This window comes from Streptomyces sp. SCA2-17 (assembly GCF_044336695.1).
Genome location: NZ_CP117521.1, coordinates 347,719 through 374,647 on the forward strand (window position 1 = coordinate 347,719; position 26,929 = coordinate 374,647).

General features: G+C 73.8%; 20 protein-coding genes and 1 pseudogene. 6 read left to right on the plus strand and 15 right to left on the minus strand.

Going from position 1 to position 26,929, the window contains the following annotated elements; all coding sequences use genetic code 11:
* Nucleotides 1–53: 53 nt before the first annotated feature.
* The 4 genes from PS271_RS01540 to PS271_RS01555 all read right to left on the minus strand — a co-directional run bounded on the left by PS271_RS01540 (nucleotide 54) and on the right by PS271_RS01555 (nucleotide 5,471).
* Entirely contained in the window at nucleotides 54–2,408 is a 2,355-nt protein-coding gene (locus PS271_RS01540) for a serine/threonine-protein kinase (RefSeq protein ID WP_398379394.1), read from the minus strand.
* Nucleotides 2,390–3,316, minus strand: a complete 927-nt coding sequence (locus PS271_RS01545) for an oxygenase MpaB family protein (protein ID WP_398379396.1) — start codon at nucleotides 3,314–3,316, stop codon at nucleotides 2,390–2,392. Before PS271_RS01545 ends, PS271_RS01540 begins: the two co-directional genes overlap by 19 nt.
* Nucleotides 3,317–3,341: 25 nt before the next feature.
* Complete coding sequence (locus tag PS271_RS01550) at nucleotides 3,342–4,529, minus strand: acyl-CoA dehydrogenase family protein (protein ID WP_398379397.1); 1,188 nt, start codon at nucleotides 4,527–4,529, stop codon at nucleotides 3,342–3,344.
* Between the two features lie 141 nt (nucleotides 4,530–4,670).
* Nucleotides 4,671–5,471 (minus strand): phosphatase PAP2 family protein, encoded by an 801-nt coding sequence (locus tag PS271_RS01555; protein ID WP_398379400.1) that lies wholly within the window; start codon nucleotides 5,469–5,471, stop codon nucleotides 4,671–4,673.
* A gap of 567 nt (nucleotides 5,472–6,038) precedes the next feature.
* On the opposite strand from PS271_RS01555, the gene PS271_RS01560 reads away from it, so the two are divergent.
* On the plus strand, nucleotides 6,039–7,277 hold the full coding sequence (locus PS271_RS01560) for a serine hydrolase domain-containing protein (protein ID WP_398379401.1): 1,239 nt from the start codon (nucleotides 6,039–6,041) through the stop codon (nucleotides 7,275–7,277).
* 89 nt (nucleotides 7,278–7,366) lie between these two features.
* Here the strand turns inward: PS271_RS01560 and PS271_RS01565 are convergent, their stop codons facing one another.
* The 3 genes and pseudogenes from PS271_RS01565 to PS271_RS01575 form a co-directional block, all read right to left on the minus strand.
* Nucleotides 7,367–8,986, minus strand: a complete 1,620-nt coding sequence (locus tag PS271_RS01565) for a phospholipase D-like domain-containing protein (RefSeq protein WP_398379403.1) — start codon at nucleotides 8,984–8,986, stop codon at nucleotides 7,367–7,369.
* Nucleotides 8,987–9,092: 106 nt separating this feature from the next.
* A complete protein-coding gene (locus PS271_RS01570; RefSeq protein ID WP_398379405.1) occupies nucleotides 9,093–10,094 on the minus strand; it encodes a TIGR04222 domain-containing membrane protein in 1,002 nt (333 codons plus the stop codon).
* Nucleotides 10,091–11,486 (minus strand): annotated as a pseudogene (locus PS271_RS01575) (MbnB/TglH/ChrH family RiPP precursor modification enzyme). The gene PS271_RS01570 and the pseudogene PS271_RS01575 overlap by 4 nt, the downstream one beginning before the upstream one ends.
* A gap of 296 nt (nucleotides 11,487–11,782) precedes the next feature.
* Between PS271_RS01575 and PS271_RS01580 the strand changes: the two are divergent.
* On the plus strand, nucleotides 11,783–12,829 hold the full coding sequence (locus tag PS271_RS01580) for a tetratricopeptide repeat protein (RefSeq protein ID WP_398386617.1): 1,047 nt from the start codon (nucleotides 11,783–11,785) through the stop codon (nucleotides 12,827–12,829).
* 113 nt (nucleotides 12,830–12,942) lie between these two features.
* Nucleotides 12,943–13,995 carry a polyprenyl synthetase family protein gene (locus PS271_RS01585; RefSeq protein ID WP_398379407.1) on the plus strand — a complete coding sequence of 351 codons (1,053 nt, stop codon included), beginning with the start codon at nucleotides 12,943–12,945 and terminating at the stop codon, nucleotides 13,993–13,995.
* A gap of 54 nt (nucleotides 13,996–14,049) precedes the next feature.
* On the opposite strand, the gene PS271_RS01590 is transcribed toward PS271_RS01585, so the two are convergent.
* The 8 genes from PS271_RS01590 to PS271_RS01625 all read right to left on the minus strand — a co-directional run bounded on the left by PS271_RS01590 (nucleotide 14,050) and on the right by PS271_RS01625 (nucleotide 22,098).
* Nucleotides 14,050–15,672, minus strand: coding sequence for an alpha/beta hydrolase (locus PS271_RS01590; protein ID WP_398379409.1), 1,623 nt, complete (start codon nucleotides 15,670–15,672; stop codon nucleotides 14,050–14,052).
* A 149-nt stretch (nucleotides 15,673–15,821) separates the two neighbouring features.
* Complete coding sequence (locus tag PS271_RS01595) at nucleotides 15,822–17,015, minus strand: alpha/beta hydrolase family protein (RefSeq protein ID WP_398379411.1); 1,194 nt, start codon at nucleotides 17,013–17,015, stop codon at nucleotides 15,822–15,824.
* Between the two features lie 57 nt (nucleotides 17,016–17,072).
* Entirely contained in the window at nucleotides 17,073–18,458 is a 1,386-nt protein-coding gene (locus tag PS271_RS01600; RefSeq protein ID WP_398379413.1) for an MFS transporter, read from the minus strand.
* A complete protein-coding gene (locus PS271_RS01605) occupies nucleotides 18,455–19,135 on the minus strand; it encodes an ArsR/SmtB family transcription factor (protein WP_398379414.1) in 681 nt (226 codons plus the stop codon). The genes PS271_RS01600 and PS271_RS01605 overlap by 4 nt, the downstream gene beginning before the upstream one ends.
* 85 nt (nucleotides 19,136–19,220) lie before the next feature.
* Nucleotides 19,221–20,381, minus strand: coding sequence for an alpha/beta hydrolase (locus tag PS271_RS01610; RefSeq protein WP_398379416.1), 1,161 nt, complete (start codon nucleotides 20,379–20,381; stop codon nucleotides 19,221–19,223).
* A 282-nt stretch (nucleotides 20,382–20,663) separates the two neighbouring features.
* The gene (locus tag PS271_RS01615; RefSeq protein ID WP_398379417.1) at nucleotides 20,664–21,212 is read right to left on the minus strand and encodes a hypothetical protein; all 549 of its coding nucleotides are present in this window, start codon (nucleotides 21,210–21,212) and stop codon (nucleotides 20,664–20,666) included.
* Between the two features lie 119 nt (nucleotides 21,213–21,331).
* Nucleotides 21,332–21,781, minus strand: a complete 450-nt coding sequence (locus tag PS271_RS01620; RefSeq protein WP_398379419.1) for a cupin domain-containing protein — start codon at nucleotides 21,779–21,781, stop codon at nucleotides 21,332–21,334.
* A 77-nt stretch (nucleotides 21,782–21,858) separates the two neighbouring features.
* Nucleotides 21,859–22,098: a hypothetical protein gene (locus PS271_RS01625; RefSeq protein ID WP_398379421.1), complete on the minus strand. Its 240-nt coding sequence runs from the start codon at nucleotides 22,096–22,098 to the stop codon at nucleotides 21,859–21,861.
* Nucleotides 22,099–22,278: 180 nt separating this feature from the next.
* Here PS271_RS01625 and PS271_RS01630 point away from each other — a divergent pair, with 180 nt between their 5' ends.
* The 3 genes from PS271_RS01630 (at nucleotide 22,279) to PS271_RS01640 (ending at nucleotide 26,758) form a co-directional block, all read left to right on the plus strand.
* Complete coding sequence (locus tag PS271_RS01630; RefSeq protein ID WP_398379423.1) at nucleotides 22,279–23,508, plus strand: sensor histidine kinase; 1,230 nt, start codon at nucleotides 22,279–22,281, stop codon at nucleotides 23,506–23,508.
* Nucleotides 23,505–24,263, plus strand: coding sequence for a response regulator (locus PS271_RS01635; protein ID WP_398379425.1), 759 nt, complete (start codon nucleotides 23,505–23,507; stop codon nucleotides 24,261–24,263). Before PS271_RS01630 ends, PS271_RS01635 begins: the two co-directional genes overlap by 4 nt.
* 329 nt (nucleotides 24,264–24,592) lie before the next feature.
* Entirely contained in the window at nucleotides 24,593–26,758 is a 2,166-nt protein-coding gene (locus PS271_RS01640; RefSeq protein ID WP_398379427.1) for a PIG-L family deacetylase, read from the plus strand.
* Nucleotides 26,759–26,929: the final 171 nt, after the last annotated feature.

Genomic DNA, 26,929 nt, shown 5'->3' on the forward strand with positions numbered 1-26,929 from the left:
AGCTGGGGACATCCTGCCGGCCCACCGCCGCAGGGCGGGAACCGCCCCGGCCCTCAGGGCCCGGAACGGCTGCGCGTGGCCCGGACCCGGCTGACCGCTGCGACCTGCCGGTAGAGCTCCACGGCCTCGGTGGAACGACCCAGCTGTTCGAGGCAGTGCGCTTCGTCGTTGCGGCTGGTGAGGGCGTCCGGGTGGTCGGCGCCCAGCACCCGCTGCCGGGCCTGCGCGACGTCGCGGTAGACGGCGAGGGCCTCGGTCCAGCGGCCGAGCCAGCCGAGCCCGACCGCGATCTCGCGCCGGCTGACCAGCGTCTCGGGGTGGTCGCGGCCCAGCACCCGCTCGCGCACCGCGCAGACGTCGCGCGCCTCGGCCAGGGCCTCCTCCCAGCGCCCGAGGCGGCCGAGGTTGACGCCGAGGCAGTGCCGGGCGCGCAGCGTGTCCGGGTCCTCGGGCCCCTGGGCGCGGGTGCGCTCGTCCACGAGCTCGCGGAACAGCCGCAGGGCCTCCGCGCTGCGCTGGAGGCGGCCGAGGCAGATGCCGGTCTCGTAGCGGGCGGCGAGCGTGTCGGGGTGGCCCGCGCCGAGAACGCGCTGCCGTGCGACGGCCACTTCGCGGTAGGTCTGCAGCGCCTCGGGCCAGCGGCCCAGCTGCCCGAGGGCGTACCCCACCTCGTAGCGGCTGACGAGGGTGTCCGGGTGGGCCGGGCCCAGGACCCGGGAGCGGGTGACCGCCACCTCGCAGGCCATGCGGTACGACTCCGCCAGCCGGCCCAGGCGGCCCAGGTTGAAGGCCAGGTTGTGGCGGCAGCGCAGGGTGTCCGGGTGGTCGGGACCCGCGGTCCGCTCGCGCGCCGCGAGCACGGCGGCGTACACGTCGTGCGCCTCGAAGTGCCGGCCGAGCTGCCCGAGGACGTACGCCGTCTCCTGGCGCGCGGCGAGCGTCGCGGGGTGGTCCGGCCCGAGGACGCGCTCGCGCCCGGCCGCGGCGCGGGCGTACTCGCGCAGCGCCTCGGCCGGGCGGCCCAGGGCGCTGAGGGCGAAGGCGGCCTCGTAACGGCTGGTGAGGGTGTCGGGGTGGTCGGGGCCGAGGAGCCGGTCGCGGTCAGCGGCGACGGCGGCGTGCGCCCGCCCGGCCTCCTCCCAGCGGCCCAGCCTGCCCAGGCGCAGGCCCTCCTGATGGCGGGCCACGAGCGCGGCGACGGCCTCCGGGGCGGGCGGGGCGGCCGCCTCGCGGACGGTGGGCAGGCCGGCGGCGGGCACGGCCGGCCCGGGCGCGGTGCGCCGGGCGGGTGCCGTGAGCGCGGCCGGCCCCGCCGTCCACACACCGGTGAGCCTCGCCGCCGGACCCTCCCCCGTCCAGGCGCCGGTGAGCGCCGCCGCCGGGTCCGGAGGCAGCGGTGTCCGCGGCCCCGGGCCGGTCGCCTTGGAGCCGGTGGTCATGTTCCTGGCCCAGCCGGGCAGCCGTGGCTCGGGCAGCCGGACGGAGGCCCGTACGGAGGGCAGGCGGGGCGGCGTCCGGTGGATGGTCACCGGGCGGGCGAGCCGGCCCGGGGGCTCCAGCACGAGCAGGCGGGCGTGCAGCTCCGCGGCGTCGGGAGGGCGGTCTTCGGGCTCCTTGGCGAGCAGGTCGAGGACGATGCGCTCGAAGGCCTCCGGCAGCTCCGGCCGGTGGGTGCGCGGCGGTACGGGCGCGGTGTCCCGGTGGCCGACGAGCACGGCCCAGGCGTCGTCCATGTCGAACGGCGGGGCGCCGGTGGCCAGCTCGTACAGCACGCAGCCCAGGGAGTACAGGTCGCTGCGGTGGTCGACCGGGGCGCCGCCGATCTGCTCGGGCGACATGTAGTGGGGCGTGCCCATGGCGATGCCGGTGCCGGTGAGCCGGGAGGAGACCGAGGAGTAGCCGATGGAGTCACCGAGCCGGGCGATGCCGAAGTCGCAGATCTTGACGCTGCCGTCGGTCAGCCGCATCACGTTGGCGGGCTTGAGGTCGCGGTGGACCACGCCCTGGCCGTGGGTGTAGGCGAGGGCGGCGGCGACCTGCTCGGCGATCTCCAGGATGTCGGGCACGGGCAGCGGGTGCCCGCAGGTGTCCTCCAGGAGCTCGCTGAGGTTGCGGCCGTCGAGGAGCTCCATGACGAGGAAGAGCACGCCGTCGGACTCGCCGAAGTCGTGGATGACGGTGATGCCGCGGTGCTGGAGGGCGGCCGCGACGCGCGCCTCGCGCCGGAAGCGCTCGCGCAGCACCCGGAGGTAGGACGGCTCGTGCCGCGGCCCCATGGGCTTGAGGCACTTGACGGCGACCTGCCGGCCGAGCGACTCGTCGAGCGCCCGCCACACCTCGCCCATGCCGCCCCGCCCGATGCGCTCGAGCAGGCGGTACCGCCCTTGGATCAGCCTGGTGTCCGCCATCCCCCGCCGCCGCCCCCGTCGATGCCCCGCGCCTCCCCCGGCCCCTCCAGTATGGCGGCCCGTCTGTGCAGGTTGTAGACGGAAGGACGGGTACCGGGCCCGAGTCTGGCGACGGCGCGGAGGATGTGCTTGGGCGGCAGCTGCCAGCGGACGCCGGCGGGGATCAGGCGCAGGGCGGCGCCCGCGGCGCGCAGCCGGCGGGTGACGACGGCCGGCGGCGGGGCCGGCCGGCCGTACAGCTCGTGGGCCCAGGGAGGCAGCGCGGCGTAGGCGAGGGAGGCCACCCGCCCCCAGACCAGGGCGCGCGCCGGGACCGCCGGGAGCGGCACGGGCGGGCGCCGCAGGAAGGCGTCGACCCCGCGGGCCTCCGGGGTGAGGGCGAGCTCGGGGCGCGCCTTCTCGAAGTAGGCGGCCATCCGGCCGGCCGTGTCGGGCACGGCGGCGGGGTCGAGGCCCACGAGGCGGGCGGACTGCCGGTGTTCGGCGCAGTAGGCGTCGGCCTGGGCGTCGCTCAGCGCGATGCCGGAGCGGCGGGCGACGTGGAGGTAGGAGTCGATCTCTGCGCAGTGCACCCACAGCAGCAGGCCCGGGTCGTCCACGGGGTAGCGCTCGCCGGTGTCCGGGTCGGTGGCGGACAGCCGGCGGTGGATGCCGCGGACGGCGGCGCCCGCGCGCTCGGCGGCCTCGGTGGTGCCGTACGTGGTGGTGCCCACGAAGTTCGCGGTACGCAGGAGGCGGCCCCAGGCGTCCTTGCGGAAGTCGGAGTTCTGCGTCACGCCGCGGACCGCGCGGGGGTGCAGCGCCTGGAGCCACAGGGCGCGCACCCCGGCGATCCACATCATGGGGTCGCCGTGCAGCTGCCAGGTGACCGAGTCGGGCCCGAAGAGCCCGGGATCGGCTTGCGGCATGGGGGCACCTCCCGTCGTCGTCAGGTTAGCGGCGCACGCGCGGCATCCCCAGGCCGATCCAGGAGATGATCTCCCGCTGGATCTCGTTGTTGCCGCCGCCGAAGGTGAAGATGACGGCGGCGCGGTAGGCGCGTTCCAGTTCGCCGTGGAGGGCGGCGCCGGCGGAGCCCTCCTTGAGGGGGCCCGCGGCGGCGAGGACCTCCATGAGCCAGGCGCAGGCGTCGCGGCGGGCCTCGGAGCCGTAGACCTTGGCGGCGGAGGCGTCCTGCGGGGTGAGGGCGGAGCGTTGCAGGGCGTCGACCATCTGCCAGTTGAGGAGCTTCATCGCCTCCAGGCGCAGGTGGGTGCGGGCGAGCCGGGTGCGGACCCAGCCGAGGTCGATGACGCGGCGGCCGTCGGCGAGCTTGGTGGCGGCGGCCCAGCGGCGGACGTCGCGCAGGGCGCGGATCGCGGTCGCGCCGTGGGCGGCGAGGGTGACGCGCTCGTGGTTGAGCTGGGTGGTGATCAGCCGCCAGCCCTGGTTCTCCTCGCCGACGCGGTTGCGGACGGGGACGCGCACGTCCTCGTAGTAGCCGGCGGTGGTGCTGTGGGAGGCGAGGGTGTTGATGGTGGTGCAGGAGTAGCCGGGGGCGCTGGTCGGTACGAGGAGGAGCGTGATGCCCTTGTGCGGCGGGGTGCCGTCCGTGACGGGGGTGGTGCGCACGGCCAGCCAGATCCAGTCGGCGCTGTCGCCGTTGGTGGTCCAGATCTTCTGCCCGTTGACGACGTAGTCGTCGCCGTCGCGCACGGCGCGCGTCGTGAGGGAGGCGAGGTCCGTGCCGGCGTCGGGCTCGCTGTAGCCGATGGCGAAGTCCAGCTCGCCGGAGAGGATCCGCGGCAGGAAGTACGCCTTCTGCTCGGCGGTGCCGAACTGCATGAGGGTGGGGCCGACGGTGTTGAGCGCCATCAGGGGCAGGGGGACGCCGGCCTGGGCGGCCTCGTCGAAGAAGATGAACTGCTCCATGGGGGTCCGGCCGCTGCCGCCGTACTCGGTGGGCCAGCCCACCCCGAGGCGGCCGTCGGCGCCGAGGCGGCGGATCGTGGCGCGGTAGAAGCTCTTCTGCCCGGCGGGGTCGTCGTGGCTCTCCGGGTCCCGGCCGGCGACCAGTCCGGCGAAGTAGTCGCGCAGCTCGGCGCGGAAGCGCTGCTGTTCCGGGGTGTATTCGAGGTCCACGGCCCCTCCAGGGTCTCGCCCGCACCGACGGCGCACACCGTAGAACCTGTTCCAGAAATGTGGAAGGCGGAGAAAAACAAAACCTCGCAGGGCGTCAGCCCTGCGAGGTTTTGTCGGATGCGGCGGACGGCGCCGCGGCCGTCAGCGGCCGGCGTGCCGGCGGTGGCGCCCCCCGGCGGCCGTGCCGCCTCCCCCGCCGCGGCGCCGGCTGTGCGGCACGGGACGGGTGTGGCCGTGGTGGCCGCCGTGCTCCGCGGCTTCCAGCTCGGCGAGCTCCTGGTCCAGGCCGAAGCGCTCCAGCAGCGGGATGCGGTAGAGCCGCGGCAGCAGCCAGGCGTGCCAGATGCCGGTGACGAAGAGGATCGCGGACGAGGCGATCAGGACCGAGCCGAGGGTGTCGGTCGGGTAGTGGGCGCCGACGTACCACCGGGAGAAGGCGACGAGCAGCACGGCGAAGGCGCCGACAACCAGCACGGTGCGCCGGTGGCGCGACTCCCGGAAGAGGAAGTACGCGGCGATGACCACGGCCACGGTGAAGGCGGTGTGGCCGCTGGGGAAGCTGTTGGAGCCGATCTCCGGGTCCAGCATGAACTCCCTCGGCGGCCGGGGCCGGGCGACGATGGCCTTCGCGATCTGGGTGCTGTTCCAGCCGACCGCGACGACGAGGAACGTGGAGACCGCCGTGACCGGCCGGCGCCGCACGAACAGCAGCCAGCCGCTCCAGACCGCGAGGATCAGGACCCCGGCGACCGGGGACGCGAGAGCGCTGACCCCCTCCATGACCACGTTCAGCCACCCGGTGCGGAAGGTGGTCTGGACCGTGCGGTCCAGCTTCAGGTCGTGCGGCTGGATGAGGTCGGTGTGCACCGCGACCAGGCCCAGCGCGATCGCGACGGCGAACAGCAGGACGGAGTTGCGCAACCAGTGGCGCACGTACGGCATGGGTGGGGCGTCCTTTGAATGGGTAGGGCGGTACCGGCACGGCAGTACACGCGAAGGTGACGATCACATGCCGCACAGGTGACGCGGCACGGCTGTACGGCAAAGCTACACGCGCCCCGCCCGCACCCCCTCGCGGGCGCCCGCCGGGACGGCCGGCACGGGCCGCGGACGCCGCCACCCACCAGGTGCGGAGCACCCTGGGTGAGTGAGTTATACCCGACAGTGAGCCCCTTGCCGGACGAGGAGGCGGCGGCGATACGGCGCCGGGGCGGCGACAGGCTGGTGACCGGGAGCGGGATTCAGCCGATCGTGGGGCAGGACCGTCCGGGCCACGGCGGTCACCCTTGACGCCACGGCCTTCTCCGCGGTTCCCGCGCACCGGAATCTGTGCGGTATCTCAAGCCGCTCCCCACCCGGCATCCGGTCCCCCACCCGGTCTGGAACCGGAGACTCTGATTCCCCATGGCCGGATCCCGCTCCCCTCCCACAAGCCCCTTCAACCCCGGGCGCCTTGGCGGAGTCCTGCCCCCTGTCCGCATACCTGCCGGAGCAGAGGGGTTGAACGTCATGAACATACGCACCGTCCAGAGAGCAGTGGCGGGAGCGCTGGCCACCGCGGCGATGACCGCGGGAGCCCTCACCGTCCCCGCGTCGGCCGCCCCGGCCGGCGACGCCGCCACCGGGCGGCACGACCGGCACGCCGCCACCCGCAGCGCCATGGAGGCCCAGGTCCGGGCCGGCATACCCGGCGTCCTGGGGCAGACACGGGACGCCCGCGGCACCTGGCAGGGGTCCGCGGGCGTCGCCGACGTCGATACGGGACGCGCCCGCCTCCCCCAGGACCGCTTCCGCATCGGCAGCGTCAGCAAGGTCTTCACCTCCGTCGTCCTCCTCCAGCTGGAGGCCGAGGGCAAGGTGCGCCTGGACGACTCCGTCGACCGGTGGCTGCCGGGCGTCGTCCGGGGCAACGGCCACGACGGCCGGAAGATCACCATCCGGCAGTTGCTCAACCACACGAGCGGCGTCTACAACTACACGGAGGACCCGGGCCTCCAGAAGCTGCTCGGCCCCGGCTTCCTCGAGCACCGCTACGACACCCACACCCCGGCCGACCTGGTGAAGACCGCGATGGGGCACGCGCCGGACTTCCGGCCGGGCGAGGGCTGGCACTACTCCAACACCAACTACATCCTCGCCGGCATGATCGTCGAGAAGGTGACGGGGCACGCGTACGCCCGCGAGATCGAGCGGCGCGTCATCCGGCCCCTCGGCCTGCGCGCCACCACCCTGCCGGGCACGTCGCCGAAGATGCCGGACCCGCACGGCACGGCGTACACCACGGCCGTCTCCCGGGAGCCGGGCGCGAAGCCCGTCGACGCCACCGAGCTCAATCCTTCGTGGGGCGGGGCCGCCGGCGAGATCATCTCCACCACCGGCGACCTCAACCGCTTCTACGGGGCACTGATCAGCGGGAAGCTGCTGCCCCGCGCCCAGCAGCGGGAGCTCCAGACCACCGTGTCCACCGGTGGCCAGATGCCCGGCGCCCGCTACGGCCTCGGGGTGGCGGAGATTCCGCTGTCGTGCGGGGTGACCGTGTGGTCGCACACCGGCGGCATCCACGGCTCCCTCACGCTGGCCGCCTCCACGGCCGACGGCAAGCACACCGCCGCCTTCAACCTCAACGGCGACTGGAGCGGCGACCTCACCGCGCTGGCCGAGGCCGAGTACTGCGGCAAGGCGCCCTCCGGGGACGCCGCCGCGCGGACGCCCGAGCACGCGCCGCAGAAGGTGATGACGCTGCGCTGACAGCACCGCGGCCCGCGGCTGTCGCCGGCCGCGGGCCGCGGATCCGCTCTGCGGGGACCTTCAGGGGCCTTGAAGGGCCCGCCGGGGGCTCAGCCCTGGCAGATCCCGCGGGCGTAGTCGAAGGTGGCGGTCGCCTGCGAGTACTTCCACTGCGGGGCGAGCAGCTCGGCGTCGAGCTGCCGGGCGGCCTCCGGGCTCTCCACGATGTACCCGAAGTCCTGCAGCCAGGACGGGTACAGGTTCTTCGAACCGATGTAGAAGGCCGAGTCGTCCACCGAGACCAGCTTGTGGTGCTGGGCGTACGGCTTGCCGTCCGCCCACTTGGCGCTGTCCGAGCTGCGGGCGGTCGCGAGCTGGAGGTTGCTGCACATGGCCGTCTTCGCGCCCTGCGCGCCGCCGGGGAGGAGCGAGAGGCGGTTGCGCAGGACGTCGCTGATCTCGTTCAGCGACTTGATCTGCGAGTAGCCTCCGCTGCCGACGGCGCCCCGGTTGGCCGGGTCGCTGACGACGATGCGCACCTTCACGCCGGCGGCCAGCTTCGCCGCGAGCGCGTCGTACAGGCGGATGTCGTAGCGCGGCAGCGGCGGGCAGGTGGCGTTGAGGTCCTGCTGCGAGATCTCGACGTGGCTGCGCGCGCTGGCGACGAGGGCGCGCAGCGCGCTCTCCTCGGGGTTGACCGTGTCGTAGTCACGGTCGGCGTTGGTGTTGTCGTGCAGGCCCACGACGCACTTGGTGTCGGGCGCCGACGGCAGCTCCGGCTTGAAGGCCGAGGAGGGGTCGGAGTCCTTGATGCCGGCGCCCAGTCCGCCGACGGCGATGACGGGGACGTTCCCGGTGGCCGCGGCGGGCGCGGGGTTGGCGTCCTTCTCCATCGTGGGCATGCAGCCGGCGCCGGGGGACGCCGCGAACCAGACGCTCGCGATGTTGCTCTTGTTCTCGCAGGTCCAGGTCCACAGCTGGTCCAGGTAGCGGCCCGCGGAGCCGGCGGCGGGGCCGGTCAGGGCGAGGTCGACGTCCGACACCGGGTGGGTGGTGTCGACGTAGTCGTCCTTCCAGCTGTTGATGCCGCCGGTGATCGCCGACTGCCCGTCCACGACCAGGAGCTTGGAGTGGTTCCAGGAGAACGCGGTCTTGGATGTCGTCATCGACGCGACGTTGAGGGTGAGGCCGTCGGCGGCCTTGCCGAGCTTGTCGCGCAGGTCGTCGCGGTACTTCGAGGGCAGCACGTTCATGTGGTAGACCGGCGCCGCCCCGACGAGGACGCGGACCTTCGGCTTGTTGCCGTTCTCCACCGACTTCTTCAGGCCGGCGACGATCGCGTCCTGGAACGCCCCGTTGGGGAAGGGGGCGAGGGTGGATATGTCGACGGTGCGCGTGGCCTTCGAGATGTTCTCGGTCATCCTGGCCAGCAGCCGCTTCGTGCCGGGGCGCTCGGTGCAGGCGGCGTCGCCCCAGCAGCCGGGGGTTTGCAGCAGCCAGCCGGCGGGGTCACCGGCAGGGGCGTCGAGCGCGTTGCCCGCGGTGCGCTCCCACACGCGGCCTTCGAGGCCGGGCGAGACCTGACGGAGGGTCTGTTCGACGGCGTCGAGGTGCGGGGCGGCGGGGGAGTCAGCGGACGCCGGGGCCGCGGGGAGCGCGGTGAGGGCGAGGGCGGAGACCGCCGTGAGGCCTGCGGAGGGGAGTAAACGGCGGAGCCGGTGGCGAGCCAAGGTGCTTCCTTTTCGGGGGCGTGGTGATGACCAGGTGATCAAGAAGTGATCACCTGGTGAAGTTACCAGCTCACCGGAAGGAACGGTTCAGACCGGAAGGAAAGGTTCAGGACGAACAGCTGCTGCCGCCGCCGCAGCTGGAGCTCGAACTGGAGCAGGAGGAACTGGAGGAGCAAGAGGAGCTGGAGGAGCAGCTGGAGTGACCCGAGTGACCGGAGTGGTGGGAGCCGGAGGAGCAGCTGGAAGCACCGGAGCAGCTGTACCCGCCGGCGGAGGAGTAGGAGGAGTACGACGACGAGGAGGACTTCGCGGACTTGGAGGACTTCGCGGTGGTGCTCGTGCCGGGGCGCGTCCGCACCGCCAGCCTGAGCTGGTGCAGGTACGGCTGGTCCGGCTCGGGCCCGACCGTGTCGCGCACGGCGACGACGCCCGCGACGCCCTCAGGGTGTCCGGCGGAGGTACGGACGCTCCAGGGTCCGGTCTTCCCCACCCGGTCGGTGAACTCCTGCCCGCGCGGCGTGAACCCGGGCTTCGGGCCCGGCCCGTACGCCATGCGGAGCTTGATACCGCCGGCGAGGAGGACGAACGCCACAAGCGACAACGGGAGGGCGGCGGGCACGCCGAACAGCCCCATGGCGATGACGCCCCCGACGACGAGGCCGCCCACCTGCACCTCTCCGGCCCGCTTCCACTTCTCCTCCGCCGCACGGGATATCAGCAGCCCGCGGTTGACGAGCGAGGCCCGGACTCCGTCCACGGCCGGGTCGAACTGCACCTGGACGCGGAGCCGGTACAGCTTGGTGCCCCAGTCGGGGCCGCACCGGGCCAGCAGGGCGCGCTCCACGGCGTTGGACGCGGCGGCCCGCTCCACCTTCAGCTCGCCGCTGCTGTTGACGGACACCCGCCCGTCCTCGCACATGCGGGTGATGGCCGTGTCCACCACCCTGATCGGGCCGCCCCGCAGGTACGCGACCTCAAGGAGCTCCGGTTCGCCCGGCACGCTCTTCGGGGTGGCGAGCGCGCGTTTGCGCGTGATGGCCAGCCAGGCCGAGGGGGCCAGGAGGGCGAGGTACATCACGACGGAGAGCACGACGATGCCGGTGGTCATTGGTCTGCTGCCTTTCGGGTCACGCGTGAACGCAGGGTGCGCCAGGCCGTGGCGAGGCGGGCGGACGGCGGGAGGGCCGGGGCCGCGGGGCCCGTCGTACGGTCCGTCGTGCCGTGCGCGTCCCGCCATGCCGCGAGGCGCTCCCGCTGTGCGGGGTCGGTGAGTGCGCCGTCCGCCTCCAGGAGCCCGGCGGCGAAGTCGAGGGCGTCCTGGCGGTAGCCGTGCCGCATGGGACGGCCGCGGGCGTGGTCGAGGAACAGCCGCCGGAAGTCCGGCCCGAGGATGACGGGCAGCTCCGGCGCGACCTTCGCGACGACCTCCGCGCGCTTGCCCAGCAGCGCCCGGCTCTGGACCCGCAGCCGCTGCGGGTCGTGGCCGGCCGGCGGGGGCGCGTCCGCGACGAGCGCCGACAGCAGGGCGTGCTGGGCCTCGGCGAGGCGCCTCCGTGCGGCGTCGGCCGTGGGAGCAGGGGAGGCAGCGGAGTTGGTGGGGCCGGCGGGGTCAGACACCGGTGGCCTCCTTCTTGCGGCGGGCCGGCTGCGGGGAGCGCCGGGACCGGGCCACCGTCGCCCTGACCGCGTCCAGTTCCGCCGCGAGCTCGTCCGGGGCGGGGAAGGCGTCGTCCCGCTCCAGGAGGACGCCGGGGAGGTCGACGCGGGAGGCCAGCTCGGCGAGGACGTCGAGGACGGGCCGGGTGACGGGGTGGGCGTGGGTGTCATGCCACAGGCCGTCCTGCTCGGTGCCGCCGGCCACGTGCGCGTAGGCGATGGCGTCGAGCGGCAGCTCGTCCAGGGCGGCCGCCGGGTCCTGGCCCAGGTTGACGTGGTTGGTGTGGAGGTTGGCGACGTCGATGAGCAGCCGTACGCCCGTCCGCTCGACGAGCTCGGCGAGGAACCGGCCCTCCGTCAGCTCCTCGCCGGGCCAGGTCATGAGGGCCGCGATGTTCTCCAGGGCGAGCGGTACGGGCAGCATGTCCTGCGCGATGCGGACGTTCTCGCACAGGACGTCCAGGGCGTCGCGGGTGCGGGGCACGGGCAGCAGGTGGCCGGCTTCGATGCGCGGCGAGCCCGTCAGCGGCCCTCCGGACCGTACGAAGGCGATGTGCTCGGAGACGAGCGGCGAGCCGAGGGCCTCGGCGCGCTCGGCCAGCGCCGCGAGCCGGGCGAGGTCCGGGCGGTCCGCGCCGCCCAGGCCGAGGGAGACGCCGTGCGGGACCACCGTCACGCCGCGCTCGCGCAGCAGCCGGATCGGCTCGGGGAGGTGCCCGGGGCAGACGTTCTCGGCCACGACCTCCACCCAGTCGGCCCGGACCGGCCCGGCGAGGGCACCGGCGATCTCCGGCCGCCAGCCGACCCCCGTCCCCAGCCCGCCGGGCACACCGGAATGGCTCATCGCCCGCCCCCCGTTCTTTCTTGCTCCCCCTGGCGCCGAACGCCTGTACCAGGGGATTTCCCAGCGGGACACTTTACAAATCCTTCCCCCGGCCCTGGATCCCCGTACATCTCGCGTATGACCTGCGGCGTCCGCACCGGACCTCAGATGTACGGAACACCGCCTCACGGTCTGATTACCCGCGGTGGTCCGGGGCCGTAGTTTCTTGATCATCGGTAGGGCGTACGGGGCTGCCATCGTGTGATGCCCCCCGCCCTTCCGTCAGCGATCCCGCAAATCCCGACGTGAGGCGGACCATGTACGGCAAGGCATTTGCTCCCGAGTACCGGGGCTCCCTGGAGGACCTCTCGGTGAACGCTTCCCTCGAAGAAGTGCTCGCCAAGGCCGTCGAGCAACAGCAGCGGGCCGAGCTGGCGGGCTCCGCCCTCGACGCGGCGCACGCCGGGCTGGCCGTCGCCGAGGCGAGCCGGCGGCTCGGCCGGGTGCCGGAGGCCGAGGGCGCGTGGAAGGCCAGCTACCGGGCGGCGCGGGAGGCCGGCGACCAGGGGGCGATGGCGTGGGCGGTGTGGAGCGGCGGCACGCTCGCCCGGCAGCGCGGTGAACTGGCCCTGGCCCGCCGGTGGCTCACCATCGCCGCCGCCCTCGCCGAGCGGGGCGGCGACGTCGTCGCCCGCGGCTACTCCCTCGCGGGCCTGGCCGAGACGGGTCGCATCCAGGGCGACTACGAGGCCGTCGGCGCGCTGCACGAGCAGTTGCTGGCGGAGGCCCGGCGCCGCGGCGAGGCCCGGCACACGGTGTGGGCGCTGGAGGGCATCGCGCAGATGCACCGCAACTCCGGTTCGTACGACACCGCGCTCGCGATGTTCGAGGAGGCCGCGGAGATATCGGGCGGGGCCGACGACGCGCGCGGCCACGCGTGGGCGCTGCGCGGGATCGCCGATGTGCTGTCCCTGCGGGGCGAGACGGACCGGGCGCTCGCGCTGCTGTCGGAGGCGGAGGCGACGTGCCGGCGGATGAAGCTGGTGAGCGCGCTCGCCTACAACCACAAGATGCGGGGCAACGTGCTGTTCCGCGCGGGCCGTTACGCCGAGGCCGAGGAGTGCTACCAGGGCGCGCTCGCGGAGTTCGAGGAGATGGCGGAGCCGCGGGGCGCGGCGCTGGCCAGGCTGGGGCTGGTCAAGTCCCGGGCCCGGCTGGGGCACGACCGCGCCGGGACGGCCGCGGAGCTGGACGACCTGCACCGTACGCTCGGCCGGATCGGGCTGCTGCACGCGCGGGAGATGGTCGAGGCGGCGCGGGCCGAGCTGGGGGTGACGCCGGCCGGTGCCCGGCCGGCTGCCTGACCGTAGGCGCTCTATCGCGTACGCCTTCCCGTACGCGCTGCTCCCCATACGCGTTCCGCCTCGGGCCCCTCACAGGCCCGCCTCAGGGCCCACCCACAGGAAAGAGAAGCCCCATGCCCACGCAGACCGGTCTCCGCACCCCCGCGCCTCAGGCGACGGCCCGTGCCCGGGAGTTGGTGGAGCCGGCCCTCAGAGCGGCCGTGGCGACGCTGCACCCGCTGCCGGCCCGGATGGCGGCGTTCTCGTTCGGCTGGTGCGAGGCCGACGGGGCACCGGCCCCGTCCCCCGGCGGCAAGGGCGTCCGCCAGGCGTTCGCCCTGCTCGGCGCGGAGGCGGCCGGGGCGCCCGCGGAGGCGGCGGTGCAGGCGGCGGTGGCCGTCGAGCTGGTGCACACCTTCTCGCTCGTGCACGACGACATCATGGACGGGGACGAGCGGCGGCGGCACCGTGACGCGGCGTGGAAGGCGTTCGGCACGGGCCCCGCGGTCCTGACGGGCGACGCGCTGTTCGCGCTCGCCGTGCAGACGGTGGCGGGGGCCGGGGGCGGGCACGCGGGCCGGGCGGTGGCACACCTCGCGGACTGCCTGGGCGAGCTGGTGCGCGGGCAGGCCGACGACCTGCTGTTCGAGGACCGGCCGTGGGCCGGGCCGGACGCCGTGGGCATACCGGAGTACGAGGCGATGGCCGGCCGCAAGACCGGCGCCCTGATCGGCTGCGCGCTGTCCCTGGGCCCGGTCCTCGCGGGTGCCCCCGCGCTGCAGACGGGGGCGCTCGCGGAGGCGGGCCGGCGGCTCGGCGTGGCGTTCCAGGCCGTGGACGACCTGCTGGGGATCTGGGGCGACCCGCTCACGACGGGCAAGCCGGTGCACAGCGACCTGCTGCGGCGGAAGAAGACCCTGCCGGTGCTCGCCGCCGTCGCCCGGGGCGGCAGTGCGACCGGCCGCGAACTGACCCGGCTGCTGGGCTCGGAGGCCGTCCCGGACGCCGCTGCCGCGCAGCGTGCGGCGGCCCTGGTGGAGGCGGCGGGCGGCCGGGACTTCGCCCTGGAGGAGGCGCGCCGCCACGCCGCGGCCGCGCAGGCGTGCCTGCGCGGCGCGGGGCTCGCGGAGAGCGCGACCGGTGAACTCGCCGCGCTCTCCGCGCAGCTGCTGGAGCGGCGGCTGTAGGGAGGGCGGCAGGATGCTGCGGGAGCTTCCGGTCTCCCGTGGCGGCCACCCGTACTACTTGGCCGGTGCCGCCTCGCAGGTGACGTCTCGTGCGGGCAGCTCTCCCGACAGCAAGTACTTGTTCACGATCCCGTCGGCGCAGGCGTTGCCGTCGCCGTAGACGCCGTGGTCGCCGCCGGGAACCGTGACCAGGCGCGAGCCGCGCAGCGCCCGGTGGGCGCGCTGCGCGCCCTCGTAGTACGTGGCGGGGTCGTGCAGGGAGTTGAGCATCAGGACGGGCGGCATCCCCTTGCCGGTGACCTTGACGCGCGGGCCGGGAGACGTGGGCCACGCCGCGCACGTGGCGGCGAACGCGAGCTCCCTGGCGCCCATCAGGGGGTACTTCGCGGTGTCCTCGGCACTGCGCCGGACCCAGTGGCCCGTGTCGCGCGTCCAAGGGGTGTCGGCGCAGGTGACGGAGAGGAATTCGGCGAAGAAGTTCGGGGAGAGGTACGCGCCGTAGACCTTGTCGACGAGCTGCCGTTCCGCGGCCGTGGCGGAGTCCCAGTGCTCCAGCGCGGCCAGGGCCGTGGCGAGGCCGGGGAAGCCCTGCTGCGAGTTGTAGATCGCCTGGATGGTGCCGCTGTCGAAGCGGTTGGGGTCGAGGGTCTTGCCCTTGGTCCTGCCTCCGTCGAGGCTGAGGGGCCGGTCGTGCAGGGCGCCGCGGCGGCGCTCCCAGGTGGCCTTGGCCTCGGCGGCGGTCTTCCCGTAGTGGTAGGTGGCGTCGTTCTTCGCGAGCCAGGGCAGGAAGTCCTGTTCGAAGCGGCGCTGGAAGCTCATCGGCTGGCCCGTCTCGAAGTCCTCCCAGGTGCCGTCGAAGGCGATGTTGCTGTCCAGGACGGCGTGTTCGACGCGCTGCGGGAAGAGGGAGGCGTAGTACGCGCCGACCATGGTGGCGTAGGAGGCCCCGTAGTAGGAGATCTTCCGCTCGCCGAGCAGAGTGCGCAGGAGGTCCATGTCGCGCACGGTCTGCTCGGTGGTGATGTACGGGAGGAGGTCGCCGTGCTGCGCGCCGCAGGCCTCGGCGAGCTTGCGGGAGTTGGTGAGGACGCGCTGGACGGCCTCGGGCGAGCGGTCGCGGAAGTCCCCGGCGAAGAAGGCGTCGAGCTCTTCCTGGGTCTGGCACTGCACCGGGGTGCTCGCGCCGACGCCGCGCTGGTCGAAGCTGACGACGTCGTAGGCGGCGCCTATGGAAGGCGCGCTCTTGGCGAGCCCGGCCGGCCGCTTGAGGCCGGAGCCGCCCGGGCCGCCCGCGGCCATCATGAGCACGCCGCGCCGGTGGGCGGGGTCGCTCGCCTTCACGCGCGACACGGCGATCGTGAGGTCCTTGCCGGCGTCCGGGGCGTGCCAGTCGCGCGGGACGGTCATCTGCGCGCACTCCAGGCCGGGCGCGACCTCGGGGCAGGGCTTCCAGGCGAGCTTCTGGGCCGCGTAGCGCTCGGGCACGGTCACCGCCGCGGCGGTGTGCGACGGGCCGGCCGCGTAGGACGCCCCGGCTGTGTGCGACGTTCCGGCCGCCCGGGGTGCCGCGGCCGCGGTGCCCGCCGGGAGCGCGGTGGCCGCGATCACGACGGCCACTGCGGCGGGCACGAGGGATGCGGCGGAGAGGGACCGTCGCGGCTTCCTGGACTCGGACATCGAACCTCCTGGGCGCTTTTCTTGACGGTTCGATGTTCCCGGGCGGCGGGGCCGTGGGCGATCCCTCTGGTATCCGTTCCCGGGGTGGTACTGGTGCCACCCCGGGGCCCGCTGCTGACGTCCGCTTACTTCTTCAGGAAGGTGACTTCTTACTTCTTCAGGAAGGTCACTTCCGGATAGGCCGGGGACGGCCGGTCGAGGAGCGGGCTCGGGGTGCCGCGCAGGTGCCGGTCGAGGAACGCGCCCACGTAGGCGCGGGTGAGGGCGGTCGAGCGCGGGCCGTGCAGGGTGCCGTACGCCTTCTTGACGTCACTGGGCGGCAGCCGGCCCGGCAGGCCGAACCGGTCGACGAGCCACGGGGCGTCGGTGAAGGTCATGTGCCCGCCTTCAGGGACGTCGAGCCAGCGCTTCCAGCCCGTCAGCCGGGGCCAGGCCTGCTCCCAGTTCACCTTCGGGTCCTGGGGGTCCGCCTCGGGACCGGCGAGTTCGCCGCGATGCGCGCCCAGGAGCAGCACCGGCTTGTTCACTCCGTCGGCGAGCTTCGGCTGGAAGTTGCCGTCGAGGTTGACGGCGGCGTCCACGCGCGGGTCGTCGTGGAGGACCTGCACCGCGCTCGCGCCCCCGATGGAGTGGCCGGCCACGGCGATCCGGCGGGCGTCGACGGCGAGCGGGCTGCGGGGCCCGGTCAGCTGGTCGAGCAGGAACCGGATGTCCTTGGACCTGTTCGGTGCGACCGCGGAGAGGTCGGTCTTCCCGCAGATCTCGCAGGTCTCGACGCGTCCGCCGGGGAACTCCACCGGAGCCTCGTAGGTGTGGTCGACCGCGGCCACGGCATAGCCGCGCGACGCGAGCTCCTCACCGAGCCCGGTGAGCGAGGCACGGCTCATCCCGAAGCCCGGCGAGAGGACGACCAGCGGCCGGGCCTTGCCGGCGGGCCGGGCGCCGGCGGTGGCGTTGGTGCGCACTCCGGCCAGCTCCTCCTTGCCGAGCCACGCCTTGGACAGCTGCTTCGACATATAGGGGGCGTTCAGGTCCCCCTGGTGCCGCGCCGGGTACCAGAGCGTGACCATGAGCTCCCGGTTGCCGGCGGCAGGCTTCCAGGGGTCGGGTCGTGAAGTGTCGACAAGGTGCAGCGTCTTCGTGCCGACCGGCTCCTTGCCGGTCGGCGCCGGGAGCCGGGCCGGTGCCTCGGACTCGGCGTACCCGGGCGCCGCCGCGGCCGCTGCCGGGCCCGGGGCCGACGCGGCCGCGGCTGCGGCCGGTATCTGGGGAACGGCGAGGGCCGTGAGGAGCGCGACGGCCACAACGGACCGCCGCGGTGTCTTCCGCGTTTTCCACATCATGATCACTACGCTATGCGGCCGACCGCACGCCGGGCATCGACCGCAGGTCGGAAATGATCATCGCAGGGCGGCGGCGTCCTCGCTCCGCGCCGTACGGGAGTCCTCCGCGTCGAGCCCGCGCCCGCCTCCGCGCCCGCGGTCCATCTCGCGCCACTCCGGACGCAGTCCGGCCAGATTGGTGGTGAGGAAGTACAGCGCCCCGCCCGCCAGGAGCACGGGCACGAGCCCGGCGGAAGTGACGGCGAGCCCGGCGAGCAGGCCGCCCAGGGGGATGCCCGCCCAGGCCAGCGAGTCGCCGAGCGCCCGTACCCGGCCCAGGAGGCCGCGCGGCACCCGCTCGAAGGAGACGGCGCCGAGGATGGGGTTGAGGAACCCGCCGCCGAAACCGCTGACCGCGAAGACGGCGACCACCGCCCACAGCGGCGCGTCGCAGGCGAGCACCACGAACCTCGGCGCGCCCGCGAGCAGGAAGCCGGCGAAGAACACGGGCCGGCGGCGCATCCGGTGGGCGAGCGCGGCGGCTATGAGACTGCCGCAGACCGCGGCGATGCCTGCCGCGCTGCTCGTGAGCCCGATGACGGCCGGGCCGTCCCCGGACCGTTCTGCCCACACGGGGACGAGGACGGCCGCGAAGCCCGCGTCGAGGAGGTTGGTGATGCCGACCATGACGATGACGGTGAGCAGCAGGGGTTCGCCGCGCAGGAATGTGAAGCCCTCGCCGAAGCGGCGCCAGTAGCCTGCCGGTTCGCCGGGCTGGGCGGCACTCGTGGAACTCACGGTGCCACGATCCGGGCCGTCCGGTTGCTCGTTTCCGGGCGGCACGGCGCGGCCCATGTCACGGGGCAGGACGAGCGCGACGACGAGCGACCCCAGGGCGAAGGAGACGGCGTTGACGACGATGCCGGCCATGGGGCCGAGGAGCGCCACGAGCGCGCCGCCGGCCGCCGGGCCGACGGTGGAGGCGAGGCGTTCGGTGACGCCGGACAGGCCGGTCGCCCGCTCCAGCGGGACCCTGCTGCGTTCGGCCGCCTCCGGAACCATGATCTCTTTGGCCAGGTCACCGGGCCCGCGCACGGCGCCGATCACCGCGACGAGCGTGAGCAGGAGCCCGAAGGGCAGCAGGCCGAAGGCGTGGAGCAGGGGGATCAGCGCGGCGGCGACGGCGCTGAGGGAGTCGGCCGCCCACGACACGACGCGCGGTCCGACGCGGTCCACCAGGGGCCCGGTGAACATCTTCACCAGCACGTACGGGGTCATCTCGCAGAAGGCGACGAGCCCGGTCAGGGCGGCGCTTCCGGTGGTGACGAGCACGAACCACGGCAGGGCGATCGCCGAGACGCGCGTGCCGGTCAGGGCGACGGCGGTCGCGGCGAGGACACCGGCGAGGGGGCGGATGCTGCGCCCGGATATCGGGCCGGGCTGTGACGGTACGGACCCGGTCATGCGCCGCGCCCCGGCCCGCGCTCGGTATCAGCCTGTGCGCCTTCAGAGGTTCCCCGTCCGCGCTCGGCGTCAGCCTGTGCGCCTTCGGAGGCTCCCCGTCCGCGCTCGGCATCAGCCGCCGGGCCCGGGTCCGGCAGGAGTTGCAGGATCAGGGAGACGCGCCCGGCGTCCGCGGGGGCGTCCGCTCCGGGGGCGTGCTGCCGGTACCGGTCGACGACGGCCCGGAGTTCGCTGCCGAGCTCCACGGCTTCCTGCGGGGTGAGCCTGAGGTTCCAGTCGCTCATCTCGAACGCCTCGCGCCAGGGGCGCGGCAGGCCGGGGTACGCGGCGGTGGCGAGCTGGGTGAGGAGGGTCTGGCCGGCGGCGACGCCCTGGAAGAAGCCGAGCACGGCCTCGGGCTCCTGCTCGGCAAGGTCTTTGTCGTCGATCCGGGTGACTTGGTGGACGGCGCGCCACCAGCGCTCCCGGGCGTTGCCCCGGCCGGTGTCCTCCTCGACGAAACCCGCGGCGGCGAGCTGGCGGAGGTGGTAGCTGGTCGCCCCCGAGGCGATGCCGAGCCGCTCGGCGAGCCGGGTGGCGGTCGAGGGCCCGAACACCCGCAGCAGCCCGACGAGCTGCACCCGTACGGGGTGGGCCAGGGCGCGCAGCCCCTTGGCGTCGAGGATCACATCGGTCATGGCCCCAGACTAACCCCCAAGGTTTCTTTGCAAAGAAACCTTGGGGGTTCCTGGGCCTACCGTGGGATCCGTAGTCCCGGAACGGTCAGCGGACCGAGGCGTACGCGCCTAGGGCGATGTCCGCGAAGTTGCGGAGGGAGTCCGTGCCGGGGGCGAAGTACCCGGTGTGGCCGCGGGCGCCGCCGGTGGGGACGGTGCGGGCGCCGAATTCCGGTGAGGTCGGGTCGGCGCCGTGGCCGAGGCCGAAGAGGTCGACGTTGGGCACGTTGCCGATCCAGTCCGAGGAGTTGCGCGCGGCCGCCCAGACGCGGGCGTCGGTGCGCAGTTCCTTCACCGAGCCGGCCCGCATGCCGGGGCTGCCGAGCGCGACGAGGTCGGCCGCCTCGGTGCGGTCGATGGAGGACGCGGCCAGGCCGCAGACGACCGAGCCGTAGCTGTGACAGAACACGGCGGGCGGCGGCGCGGCGGGCGAGGCCGCGGCGGCGGAGAGGCCGACGAGCAGGCGCTCCAGCCGGACCGCCCCGGCCTGCGCAAGCCGGCCGGTGGCGGCGTCCACGCCGAGGCCGACGGGCGTGGTGTAGCCGGCCCAGGCGATGACGGCGGTGGGGGTGCCGGGCGCCCTGCGCCCCATTTCGGACCGCAGCGCGGCGGCCATCCCGGCCGGGGTGCCGTACCGGTCGTGCGTGCGGTCGAACGTGGCGAGGTCGATGTCCGAGCCCGGGACGACGACGGCGGTGTGCCGGGCCGTCGCCAGGTCGCCGAACACCTCGGCGACCTGGCCGCGCCCCCGCGGGTCGAAGGCCAGGATCTGCCGGCCCGGTGCGAGGAGCCGCTCGCAGCGGTTGGCGTGCTTGCGGGCTTCTTCGCGTACTGCGCGGGTCAGGCCGGCGTCCCCGGCCCGGGCCAGCGCCCTGTCCCGCTCGGTGGCTATCGCGCGGGCGTTGGCCTCGTACCGCAGGGTGGCGGGCGCGCCGTCGAGGTTGCCGACGATCAGGGCGTGACGGGCCGCCAGGTCCTTGCGCTGGTCCTCCGTGAGGCCGGCGAAGAACGCGGCGACCGCGCGCGGCGTCGCCGTCGCGGGGTCGGGCAGTGTGCGGTGCAGGGAGTGGTCCGCCCGCCATTCCGCCGCGCCCGCGGGCGGGCCGGTGACGGCCGTCTGCTCGCTGCCGGCGGCCCAGCCCGCCGTGCCGGCGATGACCGTGGTGGCCAGCGCGGCGGCGACCAGCGTGCGCTTGAAGCGGCCCATGAATGTCTCTCCCTCGCCCTGTGTGGTGACAGGGGGAAAGCTAGGAAGAGCAGGTCAGGGACCACGTCACCCCTGGGAGCCAACCCTGGGGTGATACCTCAGTAGGGGGGTGGTGACAGCCGGGCCGCGGGGCGGCCGGGTCCGCCAACAGCCGGGCCGCCGGGTCCGCCGACGGCGGGGCTCACCGGCGGTGGAGACTCGTCGGCAGTGGGGACTCACCGGTGGTGGAGACTCGTCGGCGGTGGAGGCCCGTCGGCAGCGACGACTGCCCGGGCTGATCGGCTACAGCCAGCTGATCCGCGCGCTGGTGACCGGCCCGGTGCCGGTCTCGTCCGCCAGCCGGCCGAGCTCGCCGGCCCAGACCCGCTCCAGCAGCCGGCGGACGGTGTCCATGATCTCGGGTACGGCTGCGCGGAGCGCGGCCGCGTCCGCCTCCGCGACGTCGCCCGGGTGGACGCCGGTCTCCTTCAGCAGGGCGGGAAGGTCGGTGAGCTTGCCGGCCAGCCAGGGCAGGGGGTCGGCGGACAGTTCCCTGACGAAGACCCGCGGTCCGGGGATCCAGCCGTCGAAGTCGGGGTGGTGGTGTGTGCGGTCGAAGGTGCCGGGGGCGGCGGCCGCGTCCTGGAGCAGGTCGACCCGCCACAGTGGGCGGCCGATCGTGATGGGCCGCGCGGCGTAGATGGATCCGATCGGCTCGCCGCATTCGAAGAGCCTGAGCTCCAGCCGTACGCCTCGCTCGGGGGTTTCCTGCCCGGGCAGCGGATCCGGGTCGATGAAGTAGAGGTCGCTCACCACGACGCCGAGCCGTTCGAAGCCGAATGCGTACAACACGTCAACTCCCTGGAACCGCTTACGGACATGCGCGCCTGTCGCGACGAGCCTACGGAAGCCCGCTCCTCCGCCGCATCGGCCCGAACCGGCCACCCCCTCCCCCGCCCCGCCCCCCGCCCCTACTCCATCTCGAAGTCCGCTTCGTCGAAGCCCGGGGCGACCACGCAGGTCACCAGGACCGGCTCGTTGCCCGCGGGCTCGGCCGACTGCCATACGCCGCCGGGGACGAGGAACTGCGGCTGCTCGCCGCGCTCGACGGACGGCCCCACGACCACCTCCGACGCCCCGCTCTCATCGGGCTTGCCGCCCGCGCCGCCGAGCCTCATCCGCAGAGGACCGCCGCGGTGCCACAGCCACACCTCGTCCGAGCGCACGCGGTGCCAGCGGGAGACTTCGCCGGGATGGAGGAGGGAGTAGATGCCCGTGGCGAACGCCCTGGGCCCGCCGTAACCGTCGGGGACGGCCTCATGCGATGTCCTCCACGTCTCGCGGAACCACCCTCCCTCGACGTGCGGTTGGAGACCGAGAAGTGCGACCAGTTCCGAGGTGCCCGGAGTGCTGTCAGCCATGGGCCCATCCTGGCGCACTCGCACGGGCGGCCGCTCCCCTTTCAGGTACGCGTCCGGCTTGAGGTGTGCGTCCGGCTTCAGATGTTCTTCCGGTCGCCGGGCCGGGCCTCGGACCAGGCGTCGGCCTTGTCGGAGGCTATGAGCATGCTCACGCCGAGGACGGCGAGCACGATGCTCGCGTAGATCTCGTAACCGTCGAGGAAGCCGAGGTGGCGCACCAGGACCCCGTAGTGGAACCAGCCGGTGAAGGCATGGACGATGCCGGCCAGGCCTTGAAGCGTAAGGATGAAGCCGAGGATTTCGAGTGTCTTCTTCATGCCTGCCATGCTCGTGGCGCCACCCGGCCCTGGTCATCGCCCGGAAGGCTGCGCCGGCCCCGGCTGAAGTAGCGTCTTCCGTACCCTTGGATCATCCAAAGTCTCGTCTCCCGCGACTTTGGTAGAGGACCGCTGTCCAGCACCCCCGCTCCCTCCCACGGCTCAGTAAATTGGCTGCTCATGGACGGGACAGCAGAGGAAATGACGGAGGCGCGGCCGCGCCCGGCGCGCAGCTTTCGCGACTGGGTGGTCGACATCCTCTGCCTCGCGCTCGCGGCCGTCATCGGGCTGCTGAACGCCGAGGCCCTGCGCAAGGCGCCGGACGTCGCGCCCGCGCTCCTCGTAGCCGATCAAATCGTGGGCGCCGCCGCCTGCGTGGCGCTGTGGACGCGCCGCCGGTGGCCGGTGCCCCTGGCCGTGGCCTTGATCGTGGTCAGCACGTTCCTGCCGCCGGCCGGCGGGGCCATGCTCGTGGCGGTGTTCACGGTGGCGGTGCACCGGCCGTTCCGGACCGTGGCCGCCGTCGGAGGGCTCGCCCTGGTCAGCGAGCCGTTGCAGGCGGCCTTGCGCCCCGACCCCGACCTGCCGTTCCTCATCGCGACGGCCACGGGCGTGCTGCTCGTCCTCGCGGTCATCGGCTGGGGCATGTTCGTCCGGTCCCGGCGCCAGCTGGTCCTGTCCCTGCGCGAGCGCGCCCGCCGCGCGGAGACGGAGGCACAGCTCCGGGCGGAGCAGGCGCAGCGCCTGGCCCGGGAGCGCATCGCCCGCGAGATGCACGATGTCCTCGCGCACCGGTTGTCGCTGCTGTGCGTGCACGCGGGCGCGCTGGAGTTCCGGCCGGACGCGCCGCCCGCGCAGGTCGCCCGGGCCGCCGGGGTGATCCGCGACAGCGCCCACCAGGCCCTGGAGGAGCTGCGCGAGGTGATCGGCGTGCTGCGTGCCCCCGGTGCGGACGGCGGCGGCGATCGCCCGCAGCCCACCCTGGCGGCGCTGGACGCACTGGTGGAGGAGTCCCGGCAGGCGGGCATGGCGGTGGTGCTCGACCAGCAGGTGGCGGACGCCGCCTCGGTGCCGGAGGCCACGGGCCGCACGGTCTACCGGATCGTGCAGGAGGCGCTGACCAACGCCCGGAAGCACGCCGCGGGAGCCGAGGCGAGCGTCCGGGTGGCAGGCTCCGCGGAAGCGGGCCTGACGGTCGAGATCACCAACCCGCCGGGCGGCGGGCAGGGCGAGCACGGCGGGAGGGACGGGGCCGCGGGGCGGGGCGTCGCAGGTTCATCCGTGCCCGGATCCGGGCAGGGTCTCATCGGGCTGGCCGAGCGCGCCGCGCTCGCCGGTGGCCGCTGCTCGCACGGCCCCACCCCTGACGGCGGCTTCCGTGTCCACGGCTGGCTACCGTGGCGGCTATGAACGTCCCGCAGCGCCCGCACAGCCCCGGGCTCCCCCAGGACCCGGCGGCTCCGAGCGGTCCCGGCTCGCCGCAGACCCCGCCGATCCGGGTCCTGCTCGTCGACGACGACCCTCTCGTACGGGCCGGGCTGTCGTTCATGCTGGGCGGCCTGCCCGACATCCGGATCGTCGGCGAAGCCGCCGACGGCACGGAAGTGGCCGCACTCGTCGAGCGGCACGCGCCCGACGTCATCTTGATGGACATCCGCATGCCGGCCATGGACGGCCTGGCCGCGACCGAGGAGCTGCGCAGCCGCGAGCAGGCCCCGGAGGTCATCGTCCTGACCACGTTCCACGCCGACGAGCAGGTGCTGCGGGCCTTGCGCGCCGGGGCGGCGGGCTTCGTCCTCAAGGACACCCCGCCCGCCGAGATCGTCGCGGCGGTGCGCCGGGTCGCGGCGGGCGAGCCGGTCCTCTCCCCCGCCGTGACGCAGCAGCTGATCGCCCGGGTCACGGGGCACGAGCAGCAGCAGGAGCGGGACACCCGCGGCGACCGGGCGCGGGCGCGGCTGGCCCTGCTCAACGACCGGGAGCGGGCGGTCGCGGTCGCGGTGGGGCGCGGGCAGTCCAACGCGGAGATCGCCCGCACGCTCTATCTGAGCGTGGCCACGGTCAAGACGCACGTCTCGCGCGTCCTCACCAAGCTCGGCCTCAACAACCGCGTGCAGATCGCCCTGCTCGTCCACGACGCGGGCGGCCTCGACACGGAGACCTGACCTACCCCACCCTCGGCATCCCCCCCGACCGCCCCGGCAGCCCTCCCGGACGCCGCCCCGGGCCCCACCCCGGGCCCCGTTCCGCTACCGCCGCGCAACCCTCGGTTGCCGCCGATCAACCCTTGGTCACCACCGCGCACGCCCGCGGGCCGCGTTGCGCAACCGCGCACGAAACTACATGCGGCCGACGTACGGCTGTTACAAAACAGCGGGGAAACAGCAGGTTGCGTTTCATAAGATCGAACTCAAGATCCATGGGCGATTAGTTCTAATCGCCCATTCGCTTTTCCACTGCGCGCGTCCCGCGCAGCAGAGTTGGGGGAATACCTGTGCCAGGGCACATACCGCGCCGACGCGTGCTCCAGGTCGCGGGCGGCGGCATCGTCCTCGGAACGGGCGCGGTGGGGGCCTGGCAGTGGCTCGCGCCCGACGCGAAGAAGGAGACCGGGCACGAGGGCACCGCGGTGCGGCCCGCGAAGGCCACGACCTCCGAGTCGTTCGTGCACGTCATCGCCCACCCCGACGACTCCCTCTACTTCATGAACCCGGAGCTGGAGCAGTCGATCCTCGGCGGCGGCCCCTCCGTCACGGTCTGCCTCACCGGCGGCGAGTCCGACGGCCGCAACGAGCTCTCGAACGCCCGCGGCTACAAGCGGCTGCCGGAGAAGCGCGGCGAATTCGTCCGCGCCCGGCTCAACGGCTTCCGCGAGGCGACCGCCCAGATGTCCACCGGCGACTGGCTCAGCCCCTGGACCGTCGAAGCGCTGTCCCTCCTGCCCGGCATCCAGGTCGAGCTCCACACGCTGCGCGCCGCCCCCCAGGTCCAGCTGATCTTCCTGGAGCTGGTCGAGGCCCGCACCCTGCGCAACCCCCGCCAGGAGAGCCTGCGCGGCCTGTGGCTCGGGGCGGCGCCCAAGCTGACGACGCTCCTGCCGGCCGGCAGCCCGGTCAAGCGCACCTTCCAGTACGGCCGCCAGCAGGTCATCGACACCCTCGTCGCGATCTTCGAGCGCTATCAGCCGACCGTGGTCCGCACCCTGGACCCGAACCCGGCGCACCTGCCCAAGCCGCCGGAGTTCCCGAACACCCCGCCCGTCCTGCGCGGCATAGCCAAGTACGACCACCAGGACCACACCACGTCGGCGTTCTTCGCCCAGGCCGCGCTCGCCGAGTACTGGGGCCGCAAGCACACCCGCCCGACGGCCGTGGACAGCTACGTCGGCTACGAGGTCTCCCACCTCCCCAGCAACCTCGACAAGGCCACCACGGAGCACAAGCTCAAGTTCCTCGACACCTACGGCTGGGCCGACGGCAAGGACTGCGGCGACGACGCGGGCTGCGGTGACCGGAAGGTCGGCAACACGTCGCACACCAAGTACCGCGGCTGGTCGAGCAACTGCCGCCACCGCGCTCCCGGCACCATGCGCTGGGTGCAGCCCCTGCCCGACGGCCGCCTCGCGGCGTTCGGCCTCCTCGACGGCGCCGCGCAGTGCTGGACCGAGGCCAAGGCGGGCAGCGGCATCTGGTCCACGCCCACCTCCGTCGGTGGCTCGATGCTGGAGGGCCAGATACAGGCGCTGCGGCACCCCGACGGCACCCTCCAGTTGTTCTCCATACGCACGGTGCTGCCTGTGAAGGACCAGCCGCACCGGCGCGAGGTCGTCACCGCCCTGCAGAGCGGCAGCAACGGCGGCACCCCCGCCTTCGGCCCCTGGGAGTCGCTGGACTCGCCCGAGCAGGACCCCGCCCGCACGATGGAGATGGGCTACCCGGTCGCCGCCGCGGACAAGGACGGCACGGTGCACGTCTTCGTCCGCACCTTCGAGGGCGAGGTCGCCTTCCGCAGCGGCTCCGGCGGCAAGGACTTCTCCGGCTGGGAGACGCTGCCCACGACCGGCCCGCCGGTGCGGACCGAGGACGGGCTCGACGCGGCCGTCGACAGCCAGGGCCGCATCCACCTGGTGGCCGCCGACACGAAGACCGTGCACCACTGGATGTCGCAGGGCCCCGGGTCCCCGTTGCAGATGGCGGAGCCGACCAAGCTCCCCGCCGCCACCGGCCCGCTGAGCCTCGCCCCTCTCGCCAACGGCGGCATGCGCATGGTCATGCGCCAGCCGAACACCTCCCGCGTGCTCGTCGCCGACCGGCTCGGCGACGACAAGGGCTGGCGGGTCTCCGCCCAGTGCGAGCCGCTCGGCGGCCACGCCCGGCCCGCCGTGGCCCAGGCCGGGAACACCACCGTCCTCACGGACCACGACGCCAAGGGCCGCATCCGGCTCTCCGCCGGTTCGGGCCGGCCGGGGCCGTGGGGCAAGGACGGCATCCCGCACCGCGGGGTCCCCGGGCTCGTACTGGACGGCAAGGGCAACCCGGTCGTCGTCGTCATGGGCCTCGACAACCGGCTCAGCAGCGCGCGGATGCGCGGTACGGGCAAGGACGCGTTCACGGACTGGATCGCGCACGACGGCAAGGCGCGTACGAACGTGCAGTCGTAGGACGCCCTGGGGCAGGTCCGCGGACCTGCCCCGGATGTGGGCGGCGATCACGGGCAAGTTCACGTCGTGGAACTGGGCCCACGCGGGCGTCGCCGGGGCAGGCCGTACCGCTCGTGGACCACTCCGGGATCAGCCGGTGGTAGCCGTAGCCCGGGCGCGCGCCGCACCGCA

Excerpts from the sequence above, each read along its gene's own strand:
- PS271_RS01625 (WP_398379421.1), bottom strand. The coding sequence starts at position 22,098 with ATGAAGAAGACACTCGAAATCCTCGGCTTCATCCTTACGCTTCAAGGC.
- PS271_RS01595 (WP_398379411.1), bottom strand. The coding sequence starts at position 17,015 with ATGATGTGGAAAACGCGGAAGACACCGCGGCGGTCCGTTGTGGCCGTC.
- PS271_RS01560 (WP_398379401.1), top strand. The coding sequence starts at position 6,039 with ATGAACATACGCACCGTCCAGAGAGCAGTGGCGGGAGCGCTGGCCACC.
- PS271_RS01630 (WP_398379423.1), top strand. The coding sequence starts at position 22,279 with ATGGACGGGACAGCAGAGGAAATGACGGAGGCGCGGCCGCGCCCGGCG.
- PS271_RS01540 (WP_398379394.1), bottom strand. The coding sequence starts at position 2,408 with ATGGCGGACACCAGGCTGATCCAAGGGCGGTACCGCCTGCTCGAGCGC.
- PS271_RS01620 (WP_398379419.1), bottom strand. The coding sequence starts at position 21,781 with ATGGCTGACAGCACTCCGGGCACCTCGGAACTGGTCGCACTTCTCGGT.
- PS271_RS01555 (WP_398379400.1), bottom strand. The coding sequence starts at position 5,471 with ATGCCGTACGTGCGCCACTGGTTGCGCAACTCCGTCCTGCTGTTCGCC.
- PS271_RS01605 (WP_398379414.1), bottom strand. The coding sequence starts at position 19,135 with ATGACCGATGTGATCCTCGACGCCAAGGGGCTGCGCGCCCTGGCCCAC.
- PS271_RS01570 (WP_398379405.1), bottom strand. The coding sequence starts at position 10,094 with ATGACCACCGGCATCGTCGTGCTCTCCGTCGTGATGTACCTCGCCCTC.
- PS271_RS01610 (WP_398379416.1), bottom strand. The coding sequence starts at position 20,381 with ATGGGCCGCTTCAAGCGCACGCTGGTCGCCGCCGCGCTGGCCACCACG.
- PS271_RS01635 (WP_398379425.1), top strand. The coding sequence starts at position 23,505 with ATGAACGTCCCGCAGCGCCCGCACAGCCCCGGGCTCCCCCAGGACCCG.
- PS271_RS01545 (WP_398379396.1), bottom strand. The coding sequence starts at position 3,316 with ATGCCGCAAGCCGATCCCGGGCTCTTCGGGCCCGACTCGGTCACCTGG.
- PS271_RS01600 (WP_398379413.1), bottom strand. The coding sequence starts at position 18,458 with ATGACCGGGTCCGTACCGTCACAGCCCGGCCCGATATCCGGGCGCAGC.
- PS271_RS01590 (WP_398379409.1), bottom strand. The coding sequence starts at position 15,672 with ATGTCCGAGTCCAGGAAGCCGCGACGGTCCCTCTCCGCCGCATCCCTC.
- PS271_RS01585 (WP_398379407.1), top strand. The coding sequence starts at position 12,943 with ATGCCCACGCAGACCGGTCTCCGCACCCCCGCGCCTCAGGCGACGGCC.
- PS271_RS01580 (WP_398386617.1), top strand. The coding sequence starts at position 11,783 with ATGTACGGCAAGGCATTTGCTCCCGAGTACCGGGGCTCCCTGGAGGAC.